Genomic DNA, 22,335 nt, shown 5'->3' with positions numbered 1-22,335 from the left:
GCATCAAGAGAGTAGTACCCCGCTGTTACTCGCCGCCCGGTCGACCGCCATACACTGCCGATCCGTTTCGTTCGAGGGAATCGCCCGATGAGTTTCAACACCGAAGTACAGCCCGGCATCTGCATGGAGCCGGACGCCATCACCCAGGAATACGTGTTCAACCACACCATGTTGCGGGTCAAGGATCCGAAGCGCTCGCTCGACTTCTACTCGCGGGTGCTCGGCATGCGCCTGCTGCGTCGCCTGGATTTCGAGGAAGGCCGCTTCTCCCTGTATTTCCTCGCCATGACCCGTGGCGAAGAAGTGCCTGATGCGGTCGACGAGCGCCAGCGATATACCTTCGGGCGCCAGTCGGTCCTCGAGCTGACCCACAACTGGGGCAGCGAGAGCGACGACAGCCAGTACCACAACGGCAACCAGGACCCGCGCGGGTTCGGCCATATCTGTTTCTCGGTGCCCGACCTGGTGGCGGCTTGCGAGCGTTTCGAAACGCTCGGGGTGAACTTCGTCAAGCCGTTGGACCGAGGCATGAAGAACGTGGCCTTCATCAGCGATCCCGACGGCTACTGGGTGGAAATCGTCCAGGCCAGCCTGAACGGCGAGATGGGGCGCGGCTGACGACCGTCGATCGGTTGCGCGCCGCGGAAATGAACCGCGCCGCCGCCGCCGATCTCCAACCGGCGGTTGCGCGGAGTCAAGCGTGACCGCCAATTCCGCGTTAAACTGCGCGGGTTTTTTCCTCTCTCCGGAGCCATCCATGTCCCGCGTTACCCTGAGCCGCTATCTGATCGAGCAGACCCGCAGCCACAACACCCCGGCCGACCTGCGCTTCCTCATCGAGGTCGTGGCGCGTGCCTGCAAGGAAATCAGCCATGCGGTGTCTAAGGGCGCGCTGGGCGGCGTGCTCGGCAGCATGGGCACCGAGAACGTGCAGGGCGAGGTGCAGAAGAAGCTGGACGTGATGTCCAACGAGATCCTGCTGGAAGCCAACGAATGGGCCGGCAACCTGGCCGGCATGGCCTCCGAGGAGATGGACCACCCCTACCAGATTCCGGGGCGCTATCCGAAAGGCGCCTACCTGTTGGTCTTCGACCCGCTGGACGGCTCCAGCAACATCGACGTCAACGTCTCGGTCGGCACCATCTTCTCGGTGCTGCGCTGCCCCAACGAGTACCTGAACCAGAACGATACCCTGCGCGAGGAAGCCTTCCTCCAGCCGGGCACCACCCAGGTCGCCGCCGGCTACGCCATCTACGGCCCGCAGACCATGCTGATGCTGACCCTCGGCAATGGCGTCAAGGGCTTCACCCTGGATCGCGAGCTGGGCAGCTTCGTCCTCACCCACGACAACATCAGCGTGCCGGAAAGCACCGCCGAGTTCGCCATCAACATGTCCAACCAGCGCCACTGGGAAGCGCCGGTGAAACGCTACGTGGAAGAACTGCTGGCCGGCAAGGAAGGCCCGCTGGGCAAGAACTACAACATGCGCTGGATCGCCTCGATGGTCGCCGACGTCCACCGCATCCTGACCCGTGGCGGCGTCTTCATGTACCCGCGCGACGCCCGCGAGCCGGAGAAGCCCGGCAAGCTGCGCCTGATGTACGAAGCCAACCCGATGTCGTTCATCATCGAGCAGGCCGGCGGCGCCGCCACCAACGGCACCCAGCGCATCCTCGACATCAAGCCGGAGAACCTGCACCAGCGTGTCGCGGTGTTCCTCGGCTCGAAGCAGGAAGTCGAGCGCATCACCGGCTACCACGCGGAGTAGGCCGATGAGCGCGCCCTGGGAGACCTTGCTCGACTGGTGGTTCGGCACCTCCAGCGATGTCGCCGAGGTGGTTGCCCAGCGCAACGGCCTGTGGTTCGGCAAGAACGTCTGCCAGGACGCCGACGCCGGCGGCCGTTTCGGCGACCTGGTGAACCAGGCGCTGGACGGCGGCTTGCAGGAGTGGACGGCCGAGGCCGATGGCTGGCTGGCGCTGATCCTGTTGCTCGACCAGTTGCCGCGGATGATCTACCGCGACACGCCGCGTGCCTACGCCGGCGACGCCCGGGCGCAACGGGTGGTGCGCGAGGGCCTGGAAAAAGGCTTCGACCGCCAGTTGCCGCCGGTGCGCCGGGTGTTCGCCTACCTGGTCCTGGAGCACGCCGAGGACCTGCCCAGCCAGGAGCGGGCGGTAGCCTGCTTCCGCGACCTGCGCGATCAGGTCGGCGGCAGTGCGCGCCAGCCCTTTGATGACTTCTACGACTATGCCGAGCGGCATCATGCGGTAGTCGCCCGTTTCGGCCGCTTCCCCCATCGCAACGCCATTCTCGGCCGCCCTTCCAGCGAGGAGGAGACGGCGTTCCTCAGGGAACCCGGTTCGCGTTTCTGACTCCAAGGCTTCGGATTTCCCCCGCGTATGCCAAGCTGTAGGGCAGCGCTTCCCCCGAACAAGGAGTTCCTCATGGCGTCGTTCCGTACCCTGGCCGTGGTCGCTTTCTGCGTCGTCCTGGCTGCCTGCAGCAAGATCAACCAGGAAAACTATTCCAAGCTCAAGGCCGGCATGAGCAAGGCCGAGGTCGAGGCGATCCTCGGCAAGCCGACCGAGTGCTCCGGCGCGCTGGGCATGTCCAGCTGCACCTGGGGCGACGAGAAGGCTTTCATCAGCGTGCAGTACGCGGCCGACAAGGCGCTGCTCTTCTCCGGCCAGGGGCTCAAGTGATCGGTCTGCCGATCCGGGTGCTCTGCACCCTGTGGCTGGGCTTGCTGCTGGTCGGTTGCGCGGGCTCGCCGAAGAATCCGCCGGCCACCGAGCAGGTCGACCTCCAGCGCTACCAGGGCACCTGGTACGAACTGGCGCGCTTGCCGATGTTCTTCCAGCGCAACTGCGCGCAATCGGAGGCGCATTACCGCTTGCAGGAAGACCAGAGCATCCAGGTGATCAACCGCTGCCTGACCCGGGATGGCGAGTGGGAGCAGGTGGAGGGGCGGGCGGTCGCCCAGCAGCCGGGCCGCACCGACAAGTTGTGGGTGCGCTTCGACAACTGGTTCGCCAATCTCTTCCCCAACGTGGCGCGCGGCGACTATTGGGTGCTGGCGGTGGACGACGACTACCGCACCGCGCTGGTGGGCAATCCGAACCGTGAATACCTGTGGCTGCTGTCGCGTACCCCGCAGGTTTCGCAGCAGACCCGCGAGCGTCTGCTGGAAGAAGCGCGCAGCCGCGGTTACGCGGTGGACGAGCTGATCTGGCGGGTACCCGACGGCCAGTTGAAGCGGAGCCAGTGAAGGAACGCCCCGCCGGGGCGTTTTTTCTTTCCAGCGCCGTTCACGCCTGGCGGCTGGCGTGGGAAGTATCGGCGTTTAGCGCCCGACGGCTCGAACGAGTCGGGCGGATAAGCGCAACGCGGTTGTCCGCCGCTGCGCAGGGTCAGTCGAGCAGTTCCCCCAGCACCTGGACGAATGCCCGGGCGCTGCGTTCTTCCCCGGCATGCCGGCCGTCGCGCACCACCCATCTGCCGGCCACCATCACGTCGCGCACCTGGCGGTCGCCGCCGGCGAACAGCCAGCGGTTGAGCAGGGCGTCGCCCTCGGCGCTGGCCAGGTAGGGGTCGTTGCCGTCGAGCACCAGCAGGTCGGCGCGGCGGCCAACGGCGAGGCTACCGATCGGCTGCCCAAGGGCCTGAGCGCCGCCAGCCAGCGCAGCGTCGTAGAGCGTGCGGCCGATCATCGGCTGGTCGTTGCGGTACAGCCGGTTGCGTTTCCGGTCGCGCAGGCGCTGGCCGTATTCCAGCCAGCGGAGTTCCTCGACCACGCTGAGCGAGACGTGGCTGTCCGAGCCGATGCCCAGGCGCCCGCCCTGGGCGAGGAAGTCCGTCGCCGGGAAGATGCCGTCGCCGAGGTTGGCCTCGGTGCTCAGGCACAGGCCGGCCACCGCGCCGCTACGCGCCATCGCCGCCACCTCGCCGGGGTCGGCGTGGGTCGCATGGACCAGGCACCAGCGCTGGTCGACCGCGACGTTCTCGTACAGCCATTGCAACGGCCGGCGTCCGCTCCAGGCCAGGCAGTCGTCGACTTCCTTCTGCTGTTCGGCGATATGGATGTGGACCGGCAGGTCGTCGTGGCCGGCGGCGAGGACCGTGGCGATCTGCTGCGGAGTCACCGCGCGCAGGGAGTGGAAGCACAGGCCCAGGGAGTGGCCTGCCGCGTCCAGCGGCGCGCGCAGGCGCTGGAGCAGTTCCAGGTAGGCCTCGCTGCCATTGATGAAGCGCCGCTGGCCCTCGCTGGCCGGCTGGCCGCCGAAGCCTGCGTGGCTGTAAAGCACGGGAAGCAGGGTCAGGCCGATGCCGGCGGCGCTGGCGGCGCGGGAGATGCGCAGGGAAAGTTCGGCGGGGTCGGCGTAGGAGCGGCCGTCGAGGTCGTGATGGACGTAGTGGAATTCCGCCACCGCCGTGTAGCCGGCCTTGAGCATCTCGATATAGAGCTGGCGGGCGATGACCTCGATCTGTTCCGGCGACAGCCGAGCGACCATCCGGTACATCAGCTCGCGCCAGGTCCAGAAACTGTCGTTGGGATTGCCGGCGACTTCGGCGAGCCCGGCCATGGCGCGCTGGAACGCGTGCGAATGGAGGTTGGGCATCCCCGGCAGCACGGCGCCGCCGAGGCGTTCGGCGCCGTCGGCGTTGGCGTCGGGACGAATCTCGGCGAGGACTCCGTCCGCGGAAATCTCGAAACGGACATTTCGCGCCCAGCCTTCCGGCAGCAACGCACGTTCAGCGAAAATTGCGGACATAATCAGCTCACACGCAGTCTGTTTTATTTGTATATACATATACAGACGATTAAGCGGTGCGTAAACTCACTTCATCGACGCCTCGACAAGGAGTCTCTCCGTGACGTCCTCTTCTTCCGATCGTTCCCCGCTGGCCTCGCAACTCGGCGAGGTACCGGCGCCGCTCTACGCGCGGGTCAAGCAGATGATCGTCAGCCAGATCCAGTCGGGCGCCTGGCCGCCGCACCACCGGGTGCCCTCCGAGAGCGAACTGGTCAGCCAGCTCGGCTTCAGTCGCATGACCATCAATCGCGCCCTGCGCGAACTGACCAGCGACGGCCTGCTGGTGCGCATGCAGGGGGTCGGTACCTTCGTCGCCGAGCCCAAGGGCCAGTCGGCACTGTTCGAGGTGCACAATATCGCCGACGAGATCGCGGCCCGCGGGCATCGCCATCGTTGCCAGGTGATCACCCTCGGCGAGGAGGTCGCCGGCCCCGAGCGCGCCCTGGCACTGGACGTGCGCGAAGGCCAGCGGGTGTTCCACTCGCTGATCGTGCACTACGAGAACGATATCCCGGTGCAGATCGAGGACCGCTACGTGAACGCCGCGGTGGCGCCGGACTACCTCAAGCAGGATTTCACCCGGCAAACGCCCTATGCCTACCTGACCCAGGTGGCGCCGCTCACCGAGGGCGAGCATGTGGTCGAGGCGATCCTCGCCGAGCCGGCCGAGTGCAAGCTGTTGCAGATCGAACGCGGCGAGCCGTGCCTGCTGATCCGCCGCCGCACATGGTCCGGGCGTGTCGCGGTGACCGCCGCGCGGCTGCTGCACCCGGGTTCCCGCCACCGTCTGGAAGGACGTTTCAGCTCATGAGCGAACTCCGCATCCTGCGCGCCGTCGACTACTCGAGAATGCCGTGGAAGAACGGCGCCGGCTCCACCGAGGAGATCGCCCGCGACGGCGACGGCGGCGACGGCCTGGACGGCTTCGGCTGGCGCCTGTCGATCGCCGATGTCGGCGAGTCCGGCGGCTTCTCCCGCTTCGCCGGTTACCAGCGGATCATCAGCGTGCTGGAGGGCGGCGGCATGCGCCTGCGGGTGGATGGCGCGGAATCCGCGCCGCTACGCGCGCGGCAGGCCTTCGCCTTTTCCGGCGACAGCGAGGTGCACTGCACCCTGCTCGATGGAGCTATCCGCGACTTCAACCTGATCTATGCGCCCCAGCGCCATCGCGCGCGCCTGCAATGGCTGCGGGTCGAGGGCGAGCTGGACTGGCACGGCACGGCGAGCACGCTGCTGCTGTTCGCCCAGCAGGACGGGGTAGCGATTTCCTTGCAAGGGCAACCTCGCGGGCAACTGGCTGCCCACGACTGCCTGTGCGCCGAGGGGCTGCAGGGCTTGCAGCATTGGCGCCTGACGGCCCACGAGCCGGCGTGGGTCTGTGCGGTGGAACTCGATTCGCTGTGATTCGCCGGCGCCGCCAGGAAAAAGCGTCTACACCGAAAGGGTAGGCGCTTTTGTCTATCCAAAGAATCAAACGTTATTAATCCAATATTTTTAATGCCTATATAGTTCCGCATGCCGTCCGACTCCAACCGGGAGACCCGCATGCCCCCGCTTCGCCAGATCCTCGCCGTCCTCGCCCTGGGCGCCAGCCTCGCCAGCCAGACCGCCGTCGCGGCGGAATGCCCGTACCCGGGCAAAGTGGTGTTCGCCGGGCTGAACTGGGAAAGCGGCATGTTCACCACCGACCTGTTGCGCTACGTACTGGAAAAAGGCTACGGCTGCGAGACCGACGCGCTGCCGGGCAATACCGTGACCATGGAAAACGCCCTGCGCCAGAACGATATCCAGGTCACCGGGGAGCAATGGGCCGGGCGTAGCCCGGTGTGGCGCGCGGCGGAGGAGGCGGGCGAGGTGTTCTCCGTCGGCGAGACGGTGAAGGGCGCCACCGAGGGCTGGTGGGTGCCGGAGTACCTGGTCAAGGGCGACCCGCAACGAGGCATCGAGGCGAAGGCGCCGGAGTTGAGGTCGGTCGCCGACCTGCCGCGCTACAAGGCGCTGTTCCGCGATCCCGAGGAGCCCGCCAAGGGGCGTTTCTACAACTGCCCGACCGGCTGGACCTGCGAGATCGTCAACAGCCAGAAGCTCAAGGCCTACAGGTTGCAGGACAGCTACACGAACTTCCGCACCGGCACCGGCCCGGCGCTGGATACGGCGATCAGTGCGGCCTTCCGGCGCGGCGAGCCGGTGCTTTTCTACTATTGGTCGCCGACTCCGTTGATGGGCCGTTTCAAGCTGGTGCAACTGGAAGAGCCGCCGTTCAGCGAGAAGGCCTGGGCCACCCTGTCCGATCCGAAGAACCCCGACCCCATCGGTTCCCGCTCGTTGCCGGCGAAGATCACCATTGGTGTTTCCCGCGATTTCCATGACAAGGCGCCGGCGTTGGTCGAGCTGTTCCGCAAGGTCGAGATCCCCTTGCCGCTGTTCAACGAGCTGCTCGCCGACATGGCGCAGAATCATCGCGAGGTCGGCGAGGTGCGTGCGCAGTTTCTTCGCCAGCATCGCGAAATCTGGAGCCACTGGGTGCCGGCCGAAGTCGCCGCGCGCCTCGATACCTCCCTGAAGTAAGCCTCGCCAGCCTTCATGGCGCACTACCTGAGCGGGCGTCAGCGCACCCTGGTGCGGCGGCTCCAGGATACCTTCCAGGCGCGCAGCGAATGGCCGACCTGGCTGCTGATCGCCTGCCTGTACGGCGGTTGGGCACTGCTCGCCAGCCAGTATGAGCGCTGGGGTTGGCCGGTGCTGGCGGGACTGGTGCCGTTCGCCTCCCTCTACATGTCGTTGCAGCATGAGCTGATCCATGGCCACCCGACCCGCTGGCCGAGGTTCAACGCCATGCTCGGCTACCTGCCACTGGCCGTCTGGTATCCCTATCCGCTGTACCGTGACAGCCACTTGCGGCACCACCTCGACGAGCAACTGACCTACCCGGGGCTGGACCCCGAGAGTCGCTACGTCAGTCTGTCCGAGTGGCCGCGCCTGGGCTCCTGGCGGCGGCGCTGGCTCTGCCTGGACAAGACCCTGCTCGGTCGCGCCACCCTCGGCCCGCTGCTGGCCCTGGCGGCGATGGCGCGCCTGGAAGGTTCGCGGTTGCGCCGGGGAGAGGGTGCCGCCTGGCGCCTGTGGGGCCTGCATGCCGTGCTGCTGGGCGGGTTGCTGGCCGGGCTTTGGCGCTGGGCGGGCATCCCGCCCTGGCTGTACCTGCCGGCGGTGGCCTATCCGGCCCTCGGCCTGAGCATGCTGCGCTCTTTCTACGAGCACCGTCCGGCCCGCGAGCCGGCGCAGCGCAGCGTGCTGGTCGAGGCGGGGTGGCCGTGGCGGCTGCTGTTCCTCAACAACAACTTGCATCTGGTCCACCACGATCTGCCGGGCCTGCCCTGGTACCTGCTGCCGCGCGTGTATAGCGCAAGCCGCCGTGCCTACCGGCGACGCAGTGGCGATTTCCACCTGCCCGGCTATGGTCGTCTATGGCGGCGCCACGGTTGGCGGCCAGTGGATGCGCCGGTGCATCCCGAGCATTGAAGGCAGGCGGACGAGAGCATGATCGATACCCTGGTGGTGGCGGCGCTGGACATGTATGTCGAGCCGGACTGCGTCAGGCAGGCCGGCGCAACCTTCATCGGCGAGGTCTGCCGGCGCCTGGGCGTGCGCCGTTACGCGTCGGCCGCCACCGATCTGGCGGTGCAGTGGCGACAGCCTAACCTGTTGTTCGCGCAGACCTGCGGCTATCCGCTGATGACCCAGTTGCGCGGCCAGGTGGCGGTGCTCGCGGTGCCCAGCTACGACTTGCCCGATTGTGCTCCCGGCGAGCATTGCAGCCTGTTCGTCGCCGCCGAAGGACAGGCGCGCCAGCGCCTCGGCGACTTCCGCAATACCCGCCTGGCGCTCAACGACCACGACTCCAACAGCGGCATGAACCTGCTGCGCCATGCGCTGGCGCCGCTGGGGCGAGACTCGGCGTTCTTCGCCGAGGTGCACATCAGCGGCGGCCACCTGCGCAGCCTGGCGATGGTGGCCGCGGGTGAGGTCGAGCTGACCTCGGTGGATGCAGTGACCTTCGGCTACCTGCAACGCCACGCACCGGAGCGCCTGGACGGCCTGCGCGTGCTCGGGCGCAGCGCGCCGAGCCCGGCCTTGCCGCTGATCACCTCGCTGCACTGGAGTGCGGCGCAACGCCGCGAGCTGTTCGAAGCGCTGAACCTGACGCTGATCGAGTGCCCGCACCTGGCCGCGACACTGGCGCTGAAAAGCTTCCTCCCGGCCGGCGAGGAGCATTACCGGATTCTCCTCGACTACGAGCGTCAGGCGCAGGGCTGGGGTTACCCGCAATTGCGCTGAACGGTGTTACCGAAGGCCCCAAACCGGTGCGCGCACGCTTCGATCACGTGCACCCAGGGCCGTTCCGGCAGGCTCCTTCTCCCGGGGGAGAGGCTACCTTCGCTAATTCTTAACTACAGAAAAATCAACGGGTTGAATGAAATTCACGGGAATGTGGAGATATCGCCGGAGGGCGTGGCGGCAGAATTGGCCCTTCCTTTGCTTATACTTGTATGTACAAGCATAGATGTGTTCGGTAGACCCAGCCCGACCTCTGCTTCGTCCCCGAATTCAGGCGCACCCTCGCCGGTCGCCGCCCGTTGAACGCCACGCCCAGGAGCCTGCCGTGACCACCCCGAGCAAATTCCGCGATATTGAAATCCGCGCCCCGCGCGGCACTACGCTGACCGCCAAGAGCTGGCTGACCGAAGCGCCGCTGCGCATGCTGATGAACAACCTCGACCCGGAGGTCGCGGAGAACCCCAGGGAACTGGTGGTTTACGGCGGCATCGGCCGTGCCGCGCGCAACTGGGAGTGCTACGACAGGATCGTCGAGACCCTCAAGCAACTGAACGACGACGAGACCCTGCTGGTACAGTCCGGCAAGCCGGTCGGCGTGTTCAAGACCCACGCCAACGCGCCGCGGGTGCTGATCGCCAACTCCAACCTGGTGCCGCACTGGGCGACCTGGGAACACTTCAACGAACTGGACGCCAAGGGCCTGGCGATGTACGGCCAGATGACCGCCGGTTCGTGGATCTACATCGGCAGCCAGGGCATCGTCCAGGGCACCTACGAAACCTTCGTCGAGGCTGGCCGCCAGCATTACGACGGCAATCTCAAGGGCCGCTGGGTGCTTACCGCCGGCCTTGGCGGCATGGGCGGCGCCCAGCCGCTGGCGGCGACCCTGGCCGGCGCCTGTTCGCTGAACATCGAGTGCCAGCAGAGCCGCATCGACTTCCGCCTGCGCAGTCGCTACGTCGACGAGCAGGCCAAGGACCTGGACGACGCCCTGGCGCGGATCCAGCGCTACACCGCCGAAGGCAAGGCCATCTCCATCGCCCTGCTGGGCAATGCCGCCGAGATCCTTCCGGAACTGGTTCGCCGCGGCGTACGCCCGGACATGGTCACCGACCAGACCAGCGCCCACGATCCACTCAACGGCTACCTGCCGGCCGGCTGGAGCTGGGAAGAGTACCGCGACCGCGCGCAGACCGACCCGGCCGCCGTGGTCAAGGCCGCCAAGCAGTCCATGGCGGTACACGTGCGGGCCATGCTGGCGTTCCAGCAGCAGGGCGTGCCGACCTTCGACTATGGCAACAATATCCGCCAGATGGCCAAGGAAGAGGGGGTGGCCAATGCCTTCGATTTCCCCGGCTTCGTCCCGGCCTACATCCGCCCGCTGTTCTGTCGCGGCATCGGTCCGTTCCGCTGGGCCGCGCTGTCGGGCGACCCGCAGGACATCTACAAGACCGACGCCAAGGTCAAGCAACTGATCCCCGACGATGCCCACCTGCACCGTTGGCTGGACATGGCCCGCGAGCGCATCAGCTTCCAGGGCCTGCCGGCGCGCATCTGCTGGGTTGGCCTGGGGCTGCGCGCCAAGCTCGGCCTGGCCTTCAACGAGATGGTGCGCAGCGGCGAGCTGTCCGCGCCGATCGTCATCGGCCGCGACCACCTCGACTCCGGCTCGGTGGCCAGCCCCAACCGCGAGACCGAGGCCATGCAGGACGGCTCCGACGCGGTGTCCGACTGGCCGCTGCTGAATGCCCTGCTGAATACCGCCAGCGGCGCCACCTGGGTCTCGCTGCACCACGGCGGCGGCGTGGGCATGGGCTTCTCCCAGCACTCCGGGATGGTGATCGTCTGCGACGGCAGCGACGAGGCCGCCGAACGCATCGCCCGCGTGCTGACCAACGACCCGGGGACCGGGGTGATGCGGCACGCCGACGCCGGCTACCAGGTCGCCATCGATTGCGCGAAGGAGCAGGGCCTGAACCTGCCGATGATCACCGCCCAGCGCTGACTCGGAAACCGCCTCCACGCCGGCGGGGCGTGGGGGCGGTCGCCCACTGTCCCGACCAGGCCACAACAAGAATGGCGGCGCGCGAGCCGCAGCGGAGTACAGCAGCATGACCCAGGGCAGCGACAGCAAGCCACTGATCGAACGGCGCTCGATCGACTACATCCCGGCGAACGAGCGCCACGGCCGCCTCTACAGCCAGTTCACCCTCTGGCTGGGGGCTAACCTACAAATCACCGCCATCGTCACCGGCGCCCTCGCCGTGGTCCTCGGCGGCGACGTGTTCTGGTCGCTGGTCGGCCTGCTCATCGGCCAGCTCCTCGGCGGCGCGGTGATGGCCCTGCACGCCGCGCAGGGGCCGCGCCTGGGGCTGCCGCAGATGATTTCCAGCCGGGTGCAGTTCGGCGTCTACGGCGCCTGCATCCCGATCGCCCTGGTGTGCCTGATGTACCTGGGCTTCACCGCCACCGGCACGGTGCTTTCCGGCCAGGCCATCGGCCAGCTCACCGGGCTCAGCGACAGCGCCGGGATCTTCATCTTCGCCGCCTTCATCGTCCTGGTGACGGTGCTCGGCTATCGCGTCATCCACATCATCGGGCGGATCGCCAGCGTCCTCGGCATCATCGCCTTCGCCTACCTGTTCAGCCGCCTGATGCTGCTCAGCGACATCGGCGACCTGCTCGCCATCCGCCATTTCAGCTGGGCCTCGTTCCTCCTCGCGGTGTCGCTGGCGGCGTCCTGGCAGATCGCCTTCGGCCCCTACGTGGCCGACTATTCACGCTACCTGCCGGCGTCCACCTCGTCGTGGAAGACCTTCCTCGCCGTCGGCCTCGGCTCGGTGCTCGGCGCCCAGGCCTCGATGGTCCTCGGGGTGTTCTCCGCAGCCCTGGCCAACGGCCAGTTCGCCGGCCGCGAGGTGGCCTACATCGTCGGCCTGGGCAGCAGCGGGACCGTCGCCGCGCTGCTCTACTTCAGCATCGCCTTCGGCAAGGTGACCATTTCCACGCTGAACTCCTACGGCAGCTTCATGTGCATCGCGACCATCATCAGCAGCGTACGCGGCCAACTGGAGATCACCCGCGTGCAACGCCTGTTTTTCGTCCTCGCGATCGTCGGCGCCTCGACGCTCATCGCGCTGCTCGGCCAGCACTCGTTCCTCGCTGCGTTCAAGTCCTTCATCCTGTTCCTGCTGACCTTCTTCACCCCGTGGAGCGCGGTGAACCTGGTCGACTACTACTTCATCACCCGCGAGCGCTATGACGTGCCCGCGCTGGCCGACCCCGACGGCCGCTACGGTCGCTGGAACCTGCCGGGAATCGCCGTCTATACCCTCGGCGTGCTGGTGCAGATGCCGTTCCTGGCGACCACGCTGTACACCGGACCGATGGTCGAGCACCTCGGCGGCGTGGATATCTCCTGGATCATCGGCTTGCTGGTGCCGGCGGTCCTCTACTACCTGGTGGCGCGGCGCAAGGCCACGCGCCAGGCCCCGGCGCGAATGATCCTGCCGGCCGATCCCGGCGCCTTCGAACGTCCCGCGCACGGGGCCTGAGACGAATTTCCAGGGCGGCGCGGCCGCCTTCAATCCCATGAAACGCCGCCGGCGGACGGCGCTGCCGAGCCCGCCGAACCGAACAAGGAGCCTTCGATGAGCCTGCATCTGAAACCCGGCCAGTTGACCCTGGCCGACCTGCGCCAAGCCTACCTGGCCCCCGTGCGCCTGAGCCTGGATCCCAGCGCCGACGCGCCGATCGCCGCCAGCGTCGCCTGTGTCGAGAACATCATCGCCGAGGGCCGCACCGCCTACGGCATCAACACCGGCTTCGGCCTGCTGGCCTCGACGCGGATTTCCCCGGCCGACCTGGAGAAGCTCCAGCGTTCCATCGTCCTGTCCCATGCCGCCGGCGTCGGCGAGGCGCTGGACGACGCCATGGTGCGGCTGGTCATGCTGCTCAAGGTGAACAGCCTGGCGCGCGGGTTCTCCGGCATCCGCCGCAAGGTGATCGACGCGCTGATCGCGCTGATCAACGCCGAGGTCTATCCGCACATCCCGCTGAAAGGCTCGGTGGGTGCGTCCGGCGACCTGGCGCCGCTGGCGCACATGTCGCTGGTGCTGATCGGCGAAAGCCGGGCGCGCCATCGCGGTGAGTGGCTGCCGGCCGCCGAAGCGCTGGCGGTGGCCGGGCTGGAGCCGCTGACCCTGGCGGCGAAGGAAGGCCTGGCCCTGCTCAATGGCACCCAGGTGTCCACCGCCTACGCGCTGCGCGGGTTGTTCGAGGCCGAGGACCTGTTCGCCGCCGCCACCGTCTGCGGCGGGCTCAGCGTCGAGGCCATGCTCGGTTCGCGGGCGCCGTTCGATGCGCGCATCCATGCCGCGCGCGGCCAGCGCGGGCAGATCGACGTGGCCGCGGCCTATCGCGACCTGCTCACCGCCAGCAGCGAGGTGGCGCGTTCCCATGAGAAGTGCGACAAGGTCCAGGACCCCTATTCGCTGCGTTGCCAGCCGCAGGTGATGGGCGCCTGCCTGACCCAGATGCGCCAGGCCGCCGAGGTGCTGGAGATCGAAGCCAACGCGGTGTCCGACAACCCGCTGGTATTCGCCGCCGAGGGCGACGTGCTCTCCGGCGGCAACTTCCACGCCGAACCGGTGGCGATGGCCGCCGACAACCTGGCCCTGGCGTTGGCCGAGATCGGTTCGCTGTCGGAACGGCGCATCTCGCTGATGATGGACATGCACATGTCGCAGTTGCCGCCGTTCCTGGTGGCCAACGGCGGGGTCAACTCCGGCTTCATGATCGCCCAGGTCACCGCCGCCGCGCTGGCCAGCGACAACAAGGCCCTGGCCCACCCGGCCAGCGTCGACAGCCTGCCGACCTCGGCCAACCAGGAAGACCATGTGTCGATGGCGCCGAACGCCGGCAAACGGCTCTGGGCGATGGCCGAGAACGTCCGCGGGATTCTCGCCGTGGAGTGGCTGGGTGCCTGCCAGGGCCTGGACTTCCGCGAGGGCCTGAAGAGTTCTCCGAAGCTGGAGCAGGCTCGCCGCCTGCTGCGCGACAAGGTGCCGTACTACCAGGAGGATCGCTTCTTCGCCCCTGACATCGAGGCAGCCAGCCAGTTGCTCGCCAGCGGTTGCCTGAACGCGCTGCTGCCGGCCCGGCTGTTGCCGAGTCTTTGATACCCGCCCCCGGCCGCTCGGCCGGGGCGCTCCAGCAAGAACAACAACAGGAGAGCCGAGGGATGACGCACGACACGGGGCTTCGGCGCGGACTGAACGCCCGTCATATTCGTTTCATGGCACTGGGGTCGGCGATCGGCACCGGCCTGTTCTACGGTTCCGCATCGGCCATCCAGATGGCCGGGCCGGCGGTGCTGCTGGCCTACCTGATCGCCGGCGCGGCGGTGTACATGGTGATGCGCGCGCTCGGCGAGATGGCGGTGCACGAGCCGGTGTCCGGCTCGTTCGGCCATTACGCCAGCAGCTATCTCGGCCCCCTGGCCGGGTTCGTCACCGGCTGGACCTACGCTTTCGAGATGATCATCGTCTGCCTCGCCGATGTCACCGCGTTCGGCATCTACATGGGGTTCTGGTTTCCCGACGTGCCGCGCTGGATCTGGGTACTGTCCATCGTGCTGTTCATCGGCGGGCTGAACCTCTGTCATGTCAAGGTCTTCGGCGAGCTGGAGTTCTGGCTGTCGCTGGTCAAGGTCGGTGCCATCGTCGCGATGATTCTCGCCGGGCTCGGCATCATGTTCTTCGGCTTCAGCCTGGGCGGCGCGGCGACGTCCGCCACCGGCGTGCACAACCTGTGGCAGCACGGCGGCTTCCTGCCCAACGGCTGGGCCGGGCTGGTCGCCTCGCTGTCGGTGGTGGTATTCGCCTTCGGCGGCATCGAGATCATCGGCATCACCGCCGGCGAGGCGCAGGACCCGCAGCGGGTGATCCCGCGGGCGATCAATGCGGTGCCGCTGCGCATCCTGCTGTTCTACGTGCTGACCCTGTTCGTGCTGATGGCGATCTTCCCCTGGCAGCAGATCGGCAGCAACGGCAGTCCCTTCGTGCAGATCTTCGACGGCCTGGGGATCGAGTCGGCCGCGGCGATCCTCAATGTCGTGGTGATCACCGCGGCGATTTCGGCGATCAACAGCGACATCTTCGGCGCCGGTCGCATGCTCTACGGCATGGCCCGCCAGGGCCAGGCGCCGGTCGGCTTCTCGCGGGTGTCGCGGCACGGCGTGCCGTGGATGACCGTGCTGCTGATGGCGGTGGCCCTGCTGCTCGGCGTGGCGCTGAACTACCTGATCCCGCAGAGCGTATTCCTGTTGATCGCTTCCATCGCCACCTTCGCCACCGTGTGGGTCTGGCTGATGATCCTCCTGGCCCAGGTCGGCATGCGCCGGCGCATGGGGCCACGCCAGGTCGCCGCGCTGAAGTTCCCGGTGCCGCTGTGGCCATTCGCGCCGGCGGCGGCGATCGTCTTCATGCTGTTCATCTTCGTGGTGCTCGGCTATTTCCCGGACACCCGCCCGGCCCTGTGGGTCGGGGCTATCTGGATCGCCTTGCTGGTGATCGCCTACCGGCGCTGGGTCAGGCCGAAGGGCGATGCCGCGCATGGCGTGCTTCAGGCCCAGGGAGGGCTGTGACGGAACCGACGGCGGCCTGAGCCGCCGGCCAATAACAACGATCGAGGCCGTTCCCCCGGGCGCGGCCCGCAGGTTTTCCAACTGCCTTTCCCAATCGTGCATCTGGAGCGTCGAACCATGCGATACAAGAAGTCGATGTTGAGTGTTCTCAGTGCCCTCGGCCTGCTCGCCGCCGCGGCGGGCGCCCAGGCGGAAGGCTGGTGCGAGTCCGGCAAGGCGGTGAAGTTCGCCGGGCTGAACTGGGAGAGCGGGACCCTGCTCACCGAGCTGATGCAGTTCGTCCTGGCCAAGGGCTACGGCTGTACCACCGACAGCCTGCCGGGCAACTCGATCACCATGGAGCAGGCGCTGAGCACCAATGACATCCAGGTCTTCGCCGAGGAGTGGATCGGCCGCAGCGACGCCTGGAACAAGGCTGCCGCGGCCGGCAAGGTGGTCGGCGTCGGCGAACCCATCGTCGGCGCGGTGGAGGGCTGGTACGTGCCGCGCTACGTGATCGAGGGCGACCCGCAGCGCAAGCTCGAGGCGAAGGCGCCGAAGCTGCGCTCTATCGCCGACCTGGCGCAGTACGCCGAGGTCTTCCGCGACCCGGAAGAGCCGGGCAAGGGGCGCTTCTACAATTGCCCGGCCGGCTGGACCTGCGAGCTGGAGAACAGCGAGATGCTGAAAAGCTACGGCCTGGAGGAGACGTTCACCAATTTCCGTCCGGGCACCGGCCCGGCACTGGACGCGGCGGTGCTGTCGAGCTATCGGCGCGGCGAGCCTATCCTGTTCTACTACTGGTCGCCGACGCCGCTGATGGGCCGCGCCGACCTGGTGCGCCTGGAGGAAAGGCCCGGCGTCGACAAGCGCATCAGGATCCAGGTCGGCCTGTCGCGGACCTTCCACGACCAGGCGCCGGAGCTGGTGGCGGTGCTGGAGAAGGTCAACCTGCCGGCGGAGCTGCTGAACAGCGACCTGGCGCGGATGGCCAAGGACCGGATCGATGCGGCGCGCCTGGCGCGCGAGTTCCTCAAGGAGCACCCCGAGGTCTGGCACGCCTGGGTCGACGAGGACGCGGCGAAGAAGATCGAAGCGGCACTCTGAACCCACGACCGACGAGAGCAGACCATGTTTCCCGAACGCCTGACATTTTCCATCGCCGACTGGGTCAACGCTTGGGTCGACGCCCTGGTGACCAACTACGGCGACCTGTTCCGCAAGATCTCCGACACCCTGCTGTGGGCCATCGTCAACCTCGAAGGGCTGCTCCGCGCCACGCCCTGGTGGCTGTTGCTGGCGATCGTCGCGGCGATCGCCTGGCACGCCACCCGGCGCCTGCTGCCGACCCTGGTGATCACCGGCCTGCTGTTCCTGGTCGGCGCCGTCGGCCTCTGGGACAAGCTGATGCAGACCCTCGCGCTAATGCTGGTGGCGACCTTCATCTCGGTGCTGATCGGCATCCCCCTGGGCATCCTCGCCGCGCGCAGCAACCGCCTGCGCGCGGTGCTGATGCCGCTGCTGGACATCATGCAGACCATGCCCAGCTTCGTGTACCTGATCCCGGTGCTGATGTTGTTCGGCCTGGGCAAGGTGCCGGCGATCTTCGCCACCGTGATCTATGCCGCGCCGCCGCTGATCCGCCTCACCGACCTGGGCATCCGCCAGGTCGACAGCGAGGTGATGGAGGCGGTCAACGCCTTCGGCGCCAACCGCTGGCAGCAGCTGTTCGGCGTGCAGTTGCCGCTGGCCCTGCCGAGCATCATGGCGGGGATCAACCAGACCACCATGATGGCCCTGTCGATGGTGGTGATCGCTTCGATGATCGGCGCCCGCGGCCTCGGCGAAGACGTACTGGTGGGCATCCAGACGCTGAACGTGGGCAAGGGCCTGGAAGCCGGCCTGGCGATCGTCATCCTCGCGGTGGTGATCGACCGCATCACCCAGGCCTATGGCCGTTCCCGGCACGAGACGAGCAAATGAGCGGTGCGCAGATGAACAAGATCGAAGTGAAGAACGTGTTCAAGATCTTCGGCCCGCGCGCCGATGCCGCGCTGGCCCTTATCCGCCAGGGACGCAGCAAGGGCGAAGTGCTGGCGCAGACCGGCTGCGTGGTCGGCGTCAACGACCTGTCGCTGACCATCGGTGCTGGCGAGATCTTCGTGATCATGGGCCTGTCGGGTTCCGGCAAGTCGACCCTGGTGCGCCATTTCAACCGCCTGATCGACCCCACCAGCGGCGAGATCCTGGTGGATGGCGAGGACATCCTGCGCTACGACATGGAAGCCCTCCGGCAATTCCGCCGGCGCAAGATCAGCATGGTGTTCCAGAGTTTCGGCCTGCTGCCGCACAAGAGCGTGCTCGACAATGTCGCCTACGGCCTGAAGGTTCGCGGCGAAAGCCGGGCGCAGTGCCACGAGCGGGCCCTGCACTGGATCGCCACGGTGGGCCTGAAGGGCTACGAGAAGTCCTATCCGCACCAGCTTTCCGGCGGCATGCGCCAGCGTGTCGGCCTGGCCCGCGCGCTGGCCGCCGACACCGAGATCATTCTCATGGACGAGGCCTTCAGCGCCCTCGACCCGTTGATCCGCGCGGACATGCAGGACCAGTTGCTGGAACTGCAGAAAACCCTGCACAAGACCATCGTCTTCATCACCCACGACCTCGACGAGGCGGTACGCATCGGCAACCGCATCGCGATCCTCAAGGACGGCCAACTGATCCAGGTCGGCACGCCACGGGAAATCCTCCACCAGCCGGCCGACGACTACGTCGACCGCTTCGTCCAGCGGCGGGTGGCGAACCTATGAGCGACCTACCGAGCGTCGTGTTCGGCGACGGCCCGCTGCGTTGGCAGGAACTGGTCGCGGTGGCCCGGCACGGTGCGCGCCTGGAACTGTCGGCGGCGGCCTGGGCACGGATCGACAACGCCCGCGCCATCGTCTGCCGTATCGTCGCCAACGGCGAGCGTGCCTACGGCATCAGTACCGGCCTCGGCGCGCTGTGCGACGTCCTGCTGGAAGGCGAGCAGCTCGCCGAGCTGTCGCGCAACACCTTGCTCAGCCATGCCTGCGGGGTCGGCGAGCCGCTGCGCGACGAACAGACCCGGGCGATCATCTGTGCCGCCGTCGCCAACTACAGCCAGGGCAAGTCCGGGCTCGACCGTTCGCTGGTGGAAGGACTGCTGGCGCTGCTCAACCACGGCATTACCCCGCAGGTGCCGGCCCAGGGCTCGGTGGGCTACCTGACCCACATGGCGCACGTCGGCATCGCCCTGCTCGGCATCGGCGAGGTCAGCTACCGCGGCAGCGTCGTGCCGGCCGCCGCCGCGTTGGCGGCGGAAGGCCTGGCGACGGTGCGCCTGGGAGCCAAGGACGGGCTCTGCCTGGTCAACGGCACGCCGTGCATGACCGGCCTCGCCTGCCTGGCCCTGGACGACGCGCAGCGCCTGGCGCAGTGGGCCGACGTGATCGGGGCGATGAGCTTCGAGGCCCTGCGCGGCCAACTGGCGGCGTTCGACGCCGAGATCGTTGCGCTCAAGCCGCATCCCGGGATGCAGCGGGTCGCCGCCAATCTGCGAGCCTTGCTGGCTGGCAGCCAGGTACTGGAGAACGCCCGCGGCATCCGCACCCAGGATGCCCTGAGCATCCGCTCGATACCGCAGATCCATGGCGCCTGCCGTGACCAGTTGGCCCACGCGGCGCGGCAGATAGAGACCGAACTCAACTCGGCCACCGACAACCCGCTGCTGCTGGGTACGCCGGAAGCCTACCGGGTGGTATCCCAGGCCAATCCCCACGGCGAATCGGTGGCGATGGCCGCCGACCTGCTGGCGATCGCCGTGGCCGAGCTGGGCGGGGTCGCCGAGCGGCGCCTGGATCGCCTGGTCAACCCGCTGGTCAGCGGCCTGCCGGCGTTCCTGGTGGGCAAGCCGGGAGTCAACTCGGGGATGATGATCACCCAGTACGTCGCCGCCTCCCTGGCTGGCGAGAACCGCCAGCTGGCGCAGCCGGCGGTGGTCGACAACTTCGTCACCTCGGCGCTCCAGGAGGACCACCTGAGCCTCGGCACCAGTGCCGCGCTCAAGCTTGGCAGGGCCCTGGAGAACCTCCGGCGGATCCTCGCCATCGAGTACCTGCTGGCCGCCCAGGCCTTCGAATTCCTCGCCCCGCAACGCTTCGGCCAGGGCACCGCGGCGGCCTGGGGCATCCTGCGCGAGCGCGTGCCCGCGTACGACACCGACCGCTGGCTGGCTCCCGACATCGCCAGCGCGGCGGCCATCCTCGGCGAGCGGAAGAGTCTCGCCCGGCTGGCCGCGAGCATAGGAGACCTGCAATGAAACGACTCTGGCAGCATTGCCATGCCGCCACCCTCAAGGGCGGCAAGTACTCGATCGTCGAGGACGCCGCCCTGGTCACCGACGGTCCGCTGATCCACTGGATCGGCCCGCGCGCCGAACTGCCGCCCGACGACTACGCCGAACGCATCGACCTCGATGGCGCCTGGCTGACCCCGGGGTTGATCGACTGCCACACCCACGCGGTGTTCGGCGGCAACCGCAGCGGCGAATTCGAGCAGCGCCTGGAGGGCGTCAGCTACGCCGAGATCGCCGCCGCCGGCGGCGGCATCGCCAGCACCGTACGCGCCACCCGCGAGGCCAGCGAGGAAGAATTGCTGGCCAGCGCGCGCAAGCGCCTGGAGCCCTTGCTGCGCGACGGCGTGACGGCGCTGGAGATCAAGTCCGGCTACGGCCTCGACCTGGCCAGCGAGCGCAAGATGCTACGAGTCATCCGCCGCCTCGGCGAACGCCTGCCGGCGACCGTGCGCAGCACCTGCCTGGCCGCCCATGCGCTACCGCCGGAATACGCCGGGCGCGCCGACGACTACATCGAGCATATCTGCTCGACGATGCTCCCCGCGCTGGCCGGAGAGGGACTGGTGGACGCGGTGGACGCCTTCTGCGAGCACCTGGCGTTTTCCCCGGCGCAGGTCGAGCGGGTATTCATCGCCGCCCGCGAGCTGGGCCTGCCGGTGAAGCTGCACGCCGAGCAGCTATCCTCGCTGCACGGTTCCAGCCTGGCGGCGCGCTACCGGGCTTTGTCGGCCGACCACCTGGAGTACATGACCGAGGACGACGCCCGCGCCATGGGCGAGGCGGGCACCGTCGCGGTGCTGCTGCCGGGCGCCTTCTACCTGCTGCGCGAGACCCAGCTGCCGCCGATCGATGCCCTGCGCCGGCACGGCGTGGCCATGGCCATTGCCAGCGATCTCAATCCCGGCACCTCGCCGGCGCTGTCGTTGCGCCTGATGCTGAACATGGCCTGTACCCTGTTCCGCCTGACCCCGGAGGAGGCGCTGGCCGGTGTCACCCTGCACGCCGCCCGGGCGCTGGGGCTGGAAGCCAGCCACGGCAGCCTGGAGGTTGGCAAGCTGGCCGACTTCGTCGCCTGGGACATCGAGCGTCCGGCGGAGCTGGCCTACTGGCTGGGCGGCGATCTGCCGAAACGCGTCATTCGCCACGCCGAGGAGGTATACCGTGGATGAAGTCCTGAGTTTCAAGCGCGGCCGCGTGCCGCTACTGATCAGCATGCCGCACCCCGGCACGCGCCTGACCCCGGCGGTGGACGCCGGCCTGGTGGAGGAGGCGCGGGCGCTGACCGATACCGACTGGCACATTCCCCGGCTCTACGATTTCGCCGAGGAACTGGGCGCCAGCACCCTGGCTGCCCACTATTCGCGCTATGTAGTCGATCTCAACCGCCCTTCCGACGACAAGCCGCTGTACAGCACCGCCACTACCGGCCTGTATCCGGACACCCTGTTCGACGGCCGGCCGCTCTACCGCGAAGGCATGGCGCCGTCCGCCGAAGAACGCATGCGCTACCTGGCCGAAGTGTGGACGCCTTACCACCGGACCATCGCCGAGGAACTGGCGCGGCTGAAGGCCGAGTTCGGCTACGCGCTGCTCTGGGACGCCCACTCGATCCGTTCCCACGTGCCGCACCTGTTCGACGGCCGACTGCCCGACTTCAATCTCGGCACCAACGCCGGCGCCAGTTGCGATCCAGCGCTGGCGGCCCGCCTGGAGGCGGTCTGCGCTGCCGCCGAAGGCTACAGCCATGTGCTCAACGGGCGCTTCAAGGGCGGCCACATCACCCGCCACTACGGCCAGCCGGAGCAGCACGTCCATGCCGTCCAGCTGGAGCTGGCGCAGTGCACCTACATGGACGAGCAGGCCCCGTTCGCTTACCGCGCGGACCTCGCCGAAGCGACCCGCGCGGTCATCCGCGAACTGCTGGAAAGCCTCCTCGCCTGGGGGCACGAGCGCTACGCCTGAGGCGCTCGAGGCGGCGGACGCCTGGCCCGTCCTGGCGGACGTGAATGCCGCGGATGGGGTGGGGCGTCCGTGTCGGCATTCTGGAAATTTTCTGTTACAAATTTATTGAGGTCAGCGTTGATGCGGCCGGGAGGCCGAGTGCGCAAAGAGTTGCACAACTGTTCTCCTCTATCCTCTCGGCCAGCATTTCCATCGCGCGGGCGCAGGCGCGTCGCGCC

At 67.6% G+C, this 22,335-nt stretch carries 21 protein-coding genes; 20 read left to right on the top strand and 1 reads right to left on the bottom strand.

Annotated elements, in window-relative coordinates; translation table 11 throughout:
• Positions 1-87 precede the first annotated feature (87 nt).
• From gloA to LJF27_RS02130, 5 genes are all read left to right on the top strand, one after another.
• Entirely contained in the window at positions 88-618 is a 531-nt protein-coding gene (gene gloA, locus LJF27_RS02150; protein ID WP_003101793.1) for a lactoylglutathione lyase, read from the top strand.
• Positions 619-757: 139 nt separating this feature from the next.
• On the top strand, positions 758-1,768 hold the full coding sequence (locus LJF27_RS02145) for a class 1 fructose-bisphosphatase (protein ID WP_003095990.1): 1,011 nt from the start codon (positions 758-760) through the stop codon (positions 1,766-1,768).
• Between the two features lie 4 nt (positions 1,769-1,772).
• Entirely contained in the window at positions 1,773-2,375 is a 603-nt protein-coding gene (locus tag LJF27_RS02140; protein WP_023116808.1) for a DUF924 family protein, read from the top strand.
• A 72-nt stretch (positions 2,376-2,447) separates the two neighbouring features.
• Positions 2,448-2,705 (top strand): outer membrane protein assembly factor BamE domain-containing protein, encoded by a 258-nt coding sequence (gene bamE, locus LJF27_RS02135; RefSeq protein ID WP_003095983.1) that lies wholly within the window; start codon positions 2,448-2,450, stop codon positions 2,703-2,705.
• On the top strand, positions 2,702-3,271 hold the full coding sequence (locus LJF27_RS02130; RefSeq protein ID WP_003141833.1) for a lipocalin family protein: 570 nt from the start codon (positions 2,702-2,704) through the stop codon (positions 3,269-3,271). The genes bamE and LJF27_RS02130 overlap by 4 nt, the downstream gene beginning before the upstream one ends.
• A 142-nt stretch (positions 3,272-3,413) precedes the next feature.
• On the opposite strand, the gene LJF27_RS02125 is transcribed toward LJF27_RS02130, so the two are convergent.
• Positions 3,414-4,775, bottom strand: a complete 1,362-nt coding sequence (locus LJF27_RS02125) for a formimidoylglutamate deiminase (RefSeq protein WP_023116807.1) — start codon at positions 4,773-4,775, stop codon at positions 3,414-3,416.
• 100 nt (positions 4,776-4,875) lie between these two features.
• Here LJF27_RS02125 and hutC point away from each other — a divergent pair, with 100 nt between their 5' ends.
• From hutC to hutG, 15 genes are all read left to right on the top strand, one after another.
• Positions 4,876-5,628: a histidine utilization repressor gene (hutC, locus tag LJF27_RS02120; protein ID WP_003095970.1), complete on the top strand. Its 753-nt coding sequence runs from the start codon at positions 4,876-4,878 to the stop codon at positions 5,626-5,628.
• Positions 5,625-6,221: a HutD family protein gene (locus LJF27_RS02115; protein ID WP_023116806.1), complete on the top strand. Its 597-nt coding sequence runs from the start codon at positions 5,625-5,627 to the stop codon at positions 6,219-6,221. Before hutC ends, LJF27_RS02115 begins: the two co-directional genes overlap by 4 nt.
• A gap of 141 nt (positions 6,222-6,362) precedes the next feature.
• Complete coding sequence (locus tag LJF27_RS02110) at positions 6,363-7,385, top strand: ABC transporter substrate-binding protein (RefSeq protein ID WP_023116805.1); 1,023 nt, start codon at positions 6,363-6,365, stop codon at positions 7,383-7,385.
• A gap of 15 nt (positions 7,386-7,400) precedes the next feature.
• Positions 7,401-8,339, top strand: a complete 939-nt coding sequence (locus LJF27_RS02105; RefSeq protein WP_015647888.1) for a fatty acid desaturase — start codon at positions 7,401-7,403, stop codon at positions 8,337-8,339.
• A gap of 18 nt (positions 8,340-8,357) precedes the next feature.
• Entirely contained in the window at positions 8,358-9,155 is a 798-nt protein-coding gene (locus LJF27_RS02100; RefSeq protein ID WP_003101763.1) for a phosphate/phosphite/phosphonate ABC transporter substrate-binding protein, read from the top strand.
• A 325-nt stretch (positions 9,156-9,480) separates the two neighbouring features.
• A complete protein-coding gene (gene hutU, locus LJF27_RS02095) occupies positions 9,481-11,160 on the top strand; it encodes a urocanate hydratase (RefSeq protein ID WP_003095958.1) in 1,680 nt (559 codons plus the stop codon).
• 106 nt (positions 11,161-11,266) lie between these two features.
• Entirely contained in the window at positions 11,267-12,709 is a 1,443-nt protein-coding gene (locus LJF27_RS02090) for a purine-cytosine permease family protein (protein WP_003123634.1), read from the top strand.
• Between the two features lie 96 nt (positions 12,710-12,805).
• A complete protein-coding gene (hutH, locus tag LJF27_RS02085; protein WP_023116804.1) occupies positions 12,806-14,335 on the top strand; it encodes a histidine ammonia-lyase in 1,530 nt (509 codons plus the stop codon).
• Positions 14,336-14,397: 62 nt separating this feature from the next.
• Positions 14,398-15,801 carry an amino acid permease gene (locus LJF27_RS02080; protein WP_003101758.1) on the top strand — a complete coding sequence of 468 codons (1,404 nt, stop codon included), beginning with the start codon at positions 14,398-14,400 and terminating at the stop codon, positions 15,799-15,801.
• A gap of 117 nt (positions 15,802-15,918) precedes the next feature.
• Complete coding sequence (locus LJF27_RS02075; RefSeq protein WP_023116803.1) at positions 15,919-16,887, top strand: ABC transporter substrate-binding protein; 969 nt, start codon at positions 15,919-15,921, stop codon at positions 16,885-16,887.
• A 24-nt stretch (positions 16,888-16,911) separates the two neighbouring features.
• Positions 16,912-17,763, top strand: coding sequence for an ABC transporter permease (locus LJF27_RS02070; RefSeq protein WP_003095946.1), 852 nt, complete (start codon positions 16,912-16,914; stop codon positions 17,761-17,763).
• Positions 17,760-18,590, top strand: coding sequence for a quaternary amine ABC transporter ATP-binding protein (locus tag LJF27_RS02065; RefSeq protein ID WP_003101756.1), 831 nt, complete (start codon positions 17,760-17,762; stop codon positions 18,588-18,590). Before LJF27_RS02070 ends, LJF27_RS02065 begins: the two co-directional genes overlap by 4 nt.
• Positions 18,587-20,119: an HAL/PAL/TAL family ammonia-lyase gene (locus tag LJF27_RS02060; RefSeq protein WP_003101754.1), complete on the top strand. Its 1,533-nt coding sequence runs from the start codon at positions 18,587-18,589 to the stop codon at positions 20,117-20,119. Before LJF27_RS02065 ends, LJF27_RS02060 begins: the two co-directional genes overlap by 4 nt.
• Positions 20,116-21,324 (top strand): imidazolonepropionase, encoded by a 1,209-nt coding sequence (gene hutI / locus LJF27_RS02055; RefSeq protein ID WP_003457622.1) that lies wholly within the window; start codon positions 20,116-20,118, stop codon positions 21,322-21,324. Before LJF27_RS02060 ends, hutI begins: the two co-directional genes overlap by 4 nt.
• Positions 21,317-22,117 (top strand): N-formylglutamate deformylase, encoded by an 801-nt coding sequence (gene hutG / locus LJF27_RS02050; protein WP_003117997.1) that lies wholly within the window; start codon positions 21,317-21,319, stop codon positions 22,115-22,117. The genes hutI and hutG overlap by 8 nt, the downstream gene beginning before the upstream one ends.
• Positions 22,118-22,335: the final 218 nt, after the last annotated feature.

The sequence above is a fragment of the Pseudomonas sp. 203-8 genome, from assembly GCF_020708595.1.
Classification (GTDB): Bacteria; Pseudomonadota; Gammaproteobacteria; order Pseudomonadales; family Pseudomonadaceae; genus Pseudomonas; species Pseudomonas aeruginosa.
The sequence above is the reverse complement of the archived record's forward strand: the minus strand, read 5'-3'. Positions and strand labels throughout refer to the sequence as shown.

Coding starts and splice junctions, on each gene's coding strand:
- gloA (WP_003101793.1), top strand. CDS start 88: ATGAGTTTCAACACCGAAGTACAGCCCGGCATCTGCATGGAGCCGGAC.
- LJF27_RS02065 (WP_003101756.1), top strand. CDS start 17,760: ATGAGCGGTGCGCAGATGAACAAGATCGAAGTGAAGAACGTGTTCAAG.
- bamE (WP_003095983.1), top strand. CDS start 2,448: ATGGCGTCGTTCCGTACCCTGGCCGTGGTCGCTTTCTGCGTCGTCCTG.
- LJF27_RS02140 (WP_023116808.1), top strand. CDS start 1,773: ATGAGCGCGCCCTGGGAGACCTTGCTCGACTGGTGGTTCGGCACCTCC.
- LJF27_RS02090 (WP_003123634.1), top strand. CDS start 11,267: ATGACCCAGGGCAGCGACAGCAAGCCACTGATCGAACGGCGCTCGATC.
- LJF27_RS02105 (WP_015647888.1), top strand. CDS start 7,401: ATGGCGCACTACCTGAGCGGGCGTCAGCGCACCCTGGTGCGGCGGCTC.
- hutH (WP_023116804.1), top strand. CDS start 12,806: ATGAGCCTGCATCTGAAACCCGGCCAGTTGACCCTGGCCGACCTGCGC.
- LJF27_RS02145 (WP_003095990.1), top strand. CDS start 758: ATGTCCCGCGTTACCCTGAGCCGCTATCTGATCGAGCAGACCCGCAGC.
- LJF27_RS02080 (WP_003101758.1), top strand. CDS start 14,398: ATGACGCACGACACGGGGCTTCGGCGCGGACTGAACGCCCGTCATATT.
- LJF27_RS02100 (WP_003101763.1), top strand. CDS start 8,358: ATGATCGATACCCTGGTGGTGGCGGCGCTGGACATGTATGTCGAGCCG.
- LJF27_RS02075 (WP_023116803.1), top strand. CDS start 15,919: ATGCGATACAAGAAGTCGATGTTGAGTGTTCTCAGTGCCCTCGGCCTG.
- LJF27_RS02115 (WP_023116806.1), top strand. CDS start 5,625: ATGAGCGAACTCCGCATCCTGCGCGCCGTCGACTACTCGAGAATGCCG.
- LJF27_RS02070 (WP_003095946.1), top strand. CDS start 16,912: ATGTTTCCCGAACGCCTGACATTTTCCATCGCCGACTGGGTCAACGCT.
- hutI (WP_003457622.1), top strand. CDS start 20,116: ATGAAACGACTCTGGCAGCATTGCCATGCCGCCACCCTCAAGGGCGGC.
- LJF27_RS02110 (WP_023116805.1), top strand. CDS start 6,363: ATGCCCCCGCTTCGCCAGATCCTCGCCGTCCTCGCCCTGGGCGCCAGC.
- LJF27_RS02125 (WP_023116807.1), bottom strand. CDS start 4,775: ATGTCCGCAATTTTCGCTGAACGTGCGTTGCTGCCGGAAGGCTGGGCG.
- LJF27_RS02060 (WP_003101754.1), top strand. CDS start 18,587: ATGAGCGACCTACCGAGCGTCGTGTTCGGCGACGGCCCGCTGCGTTGG.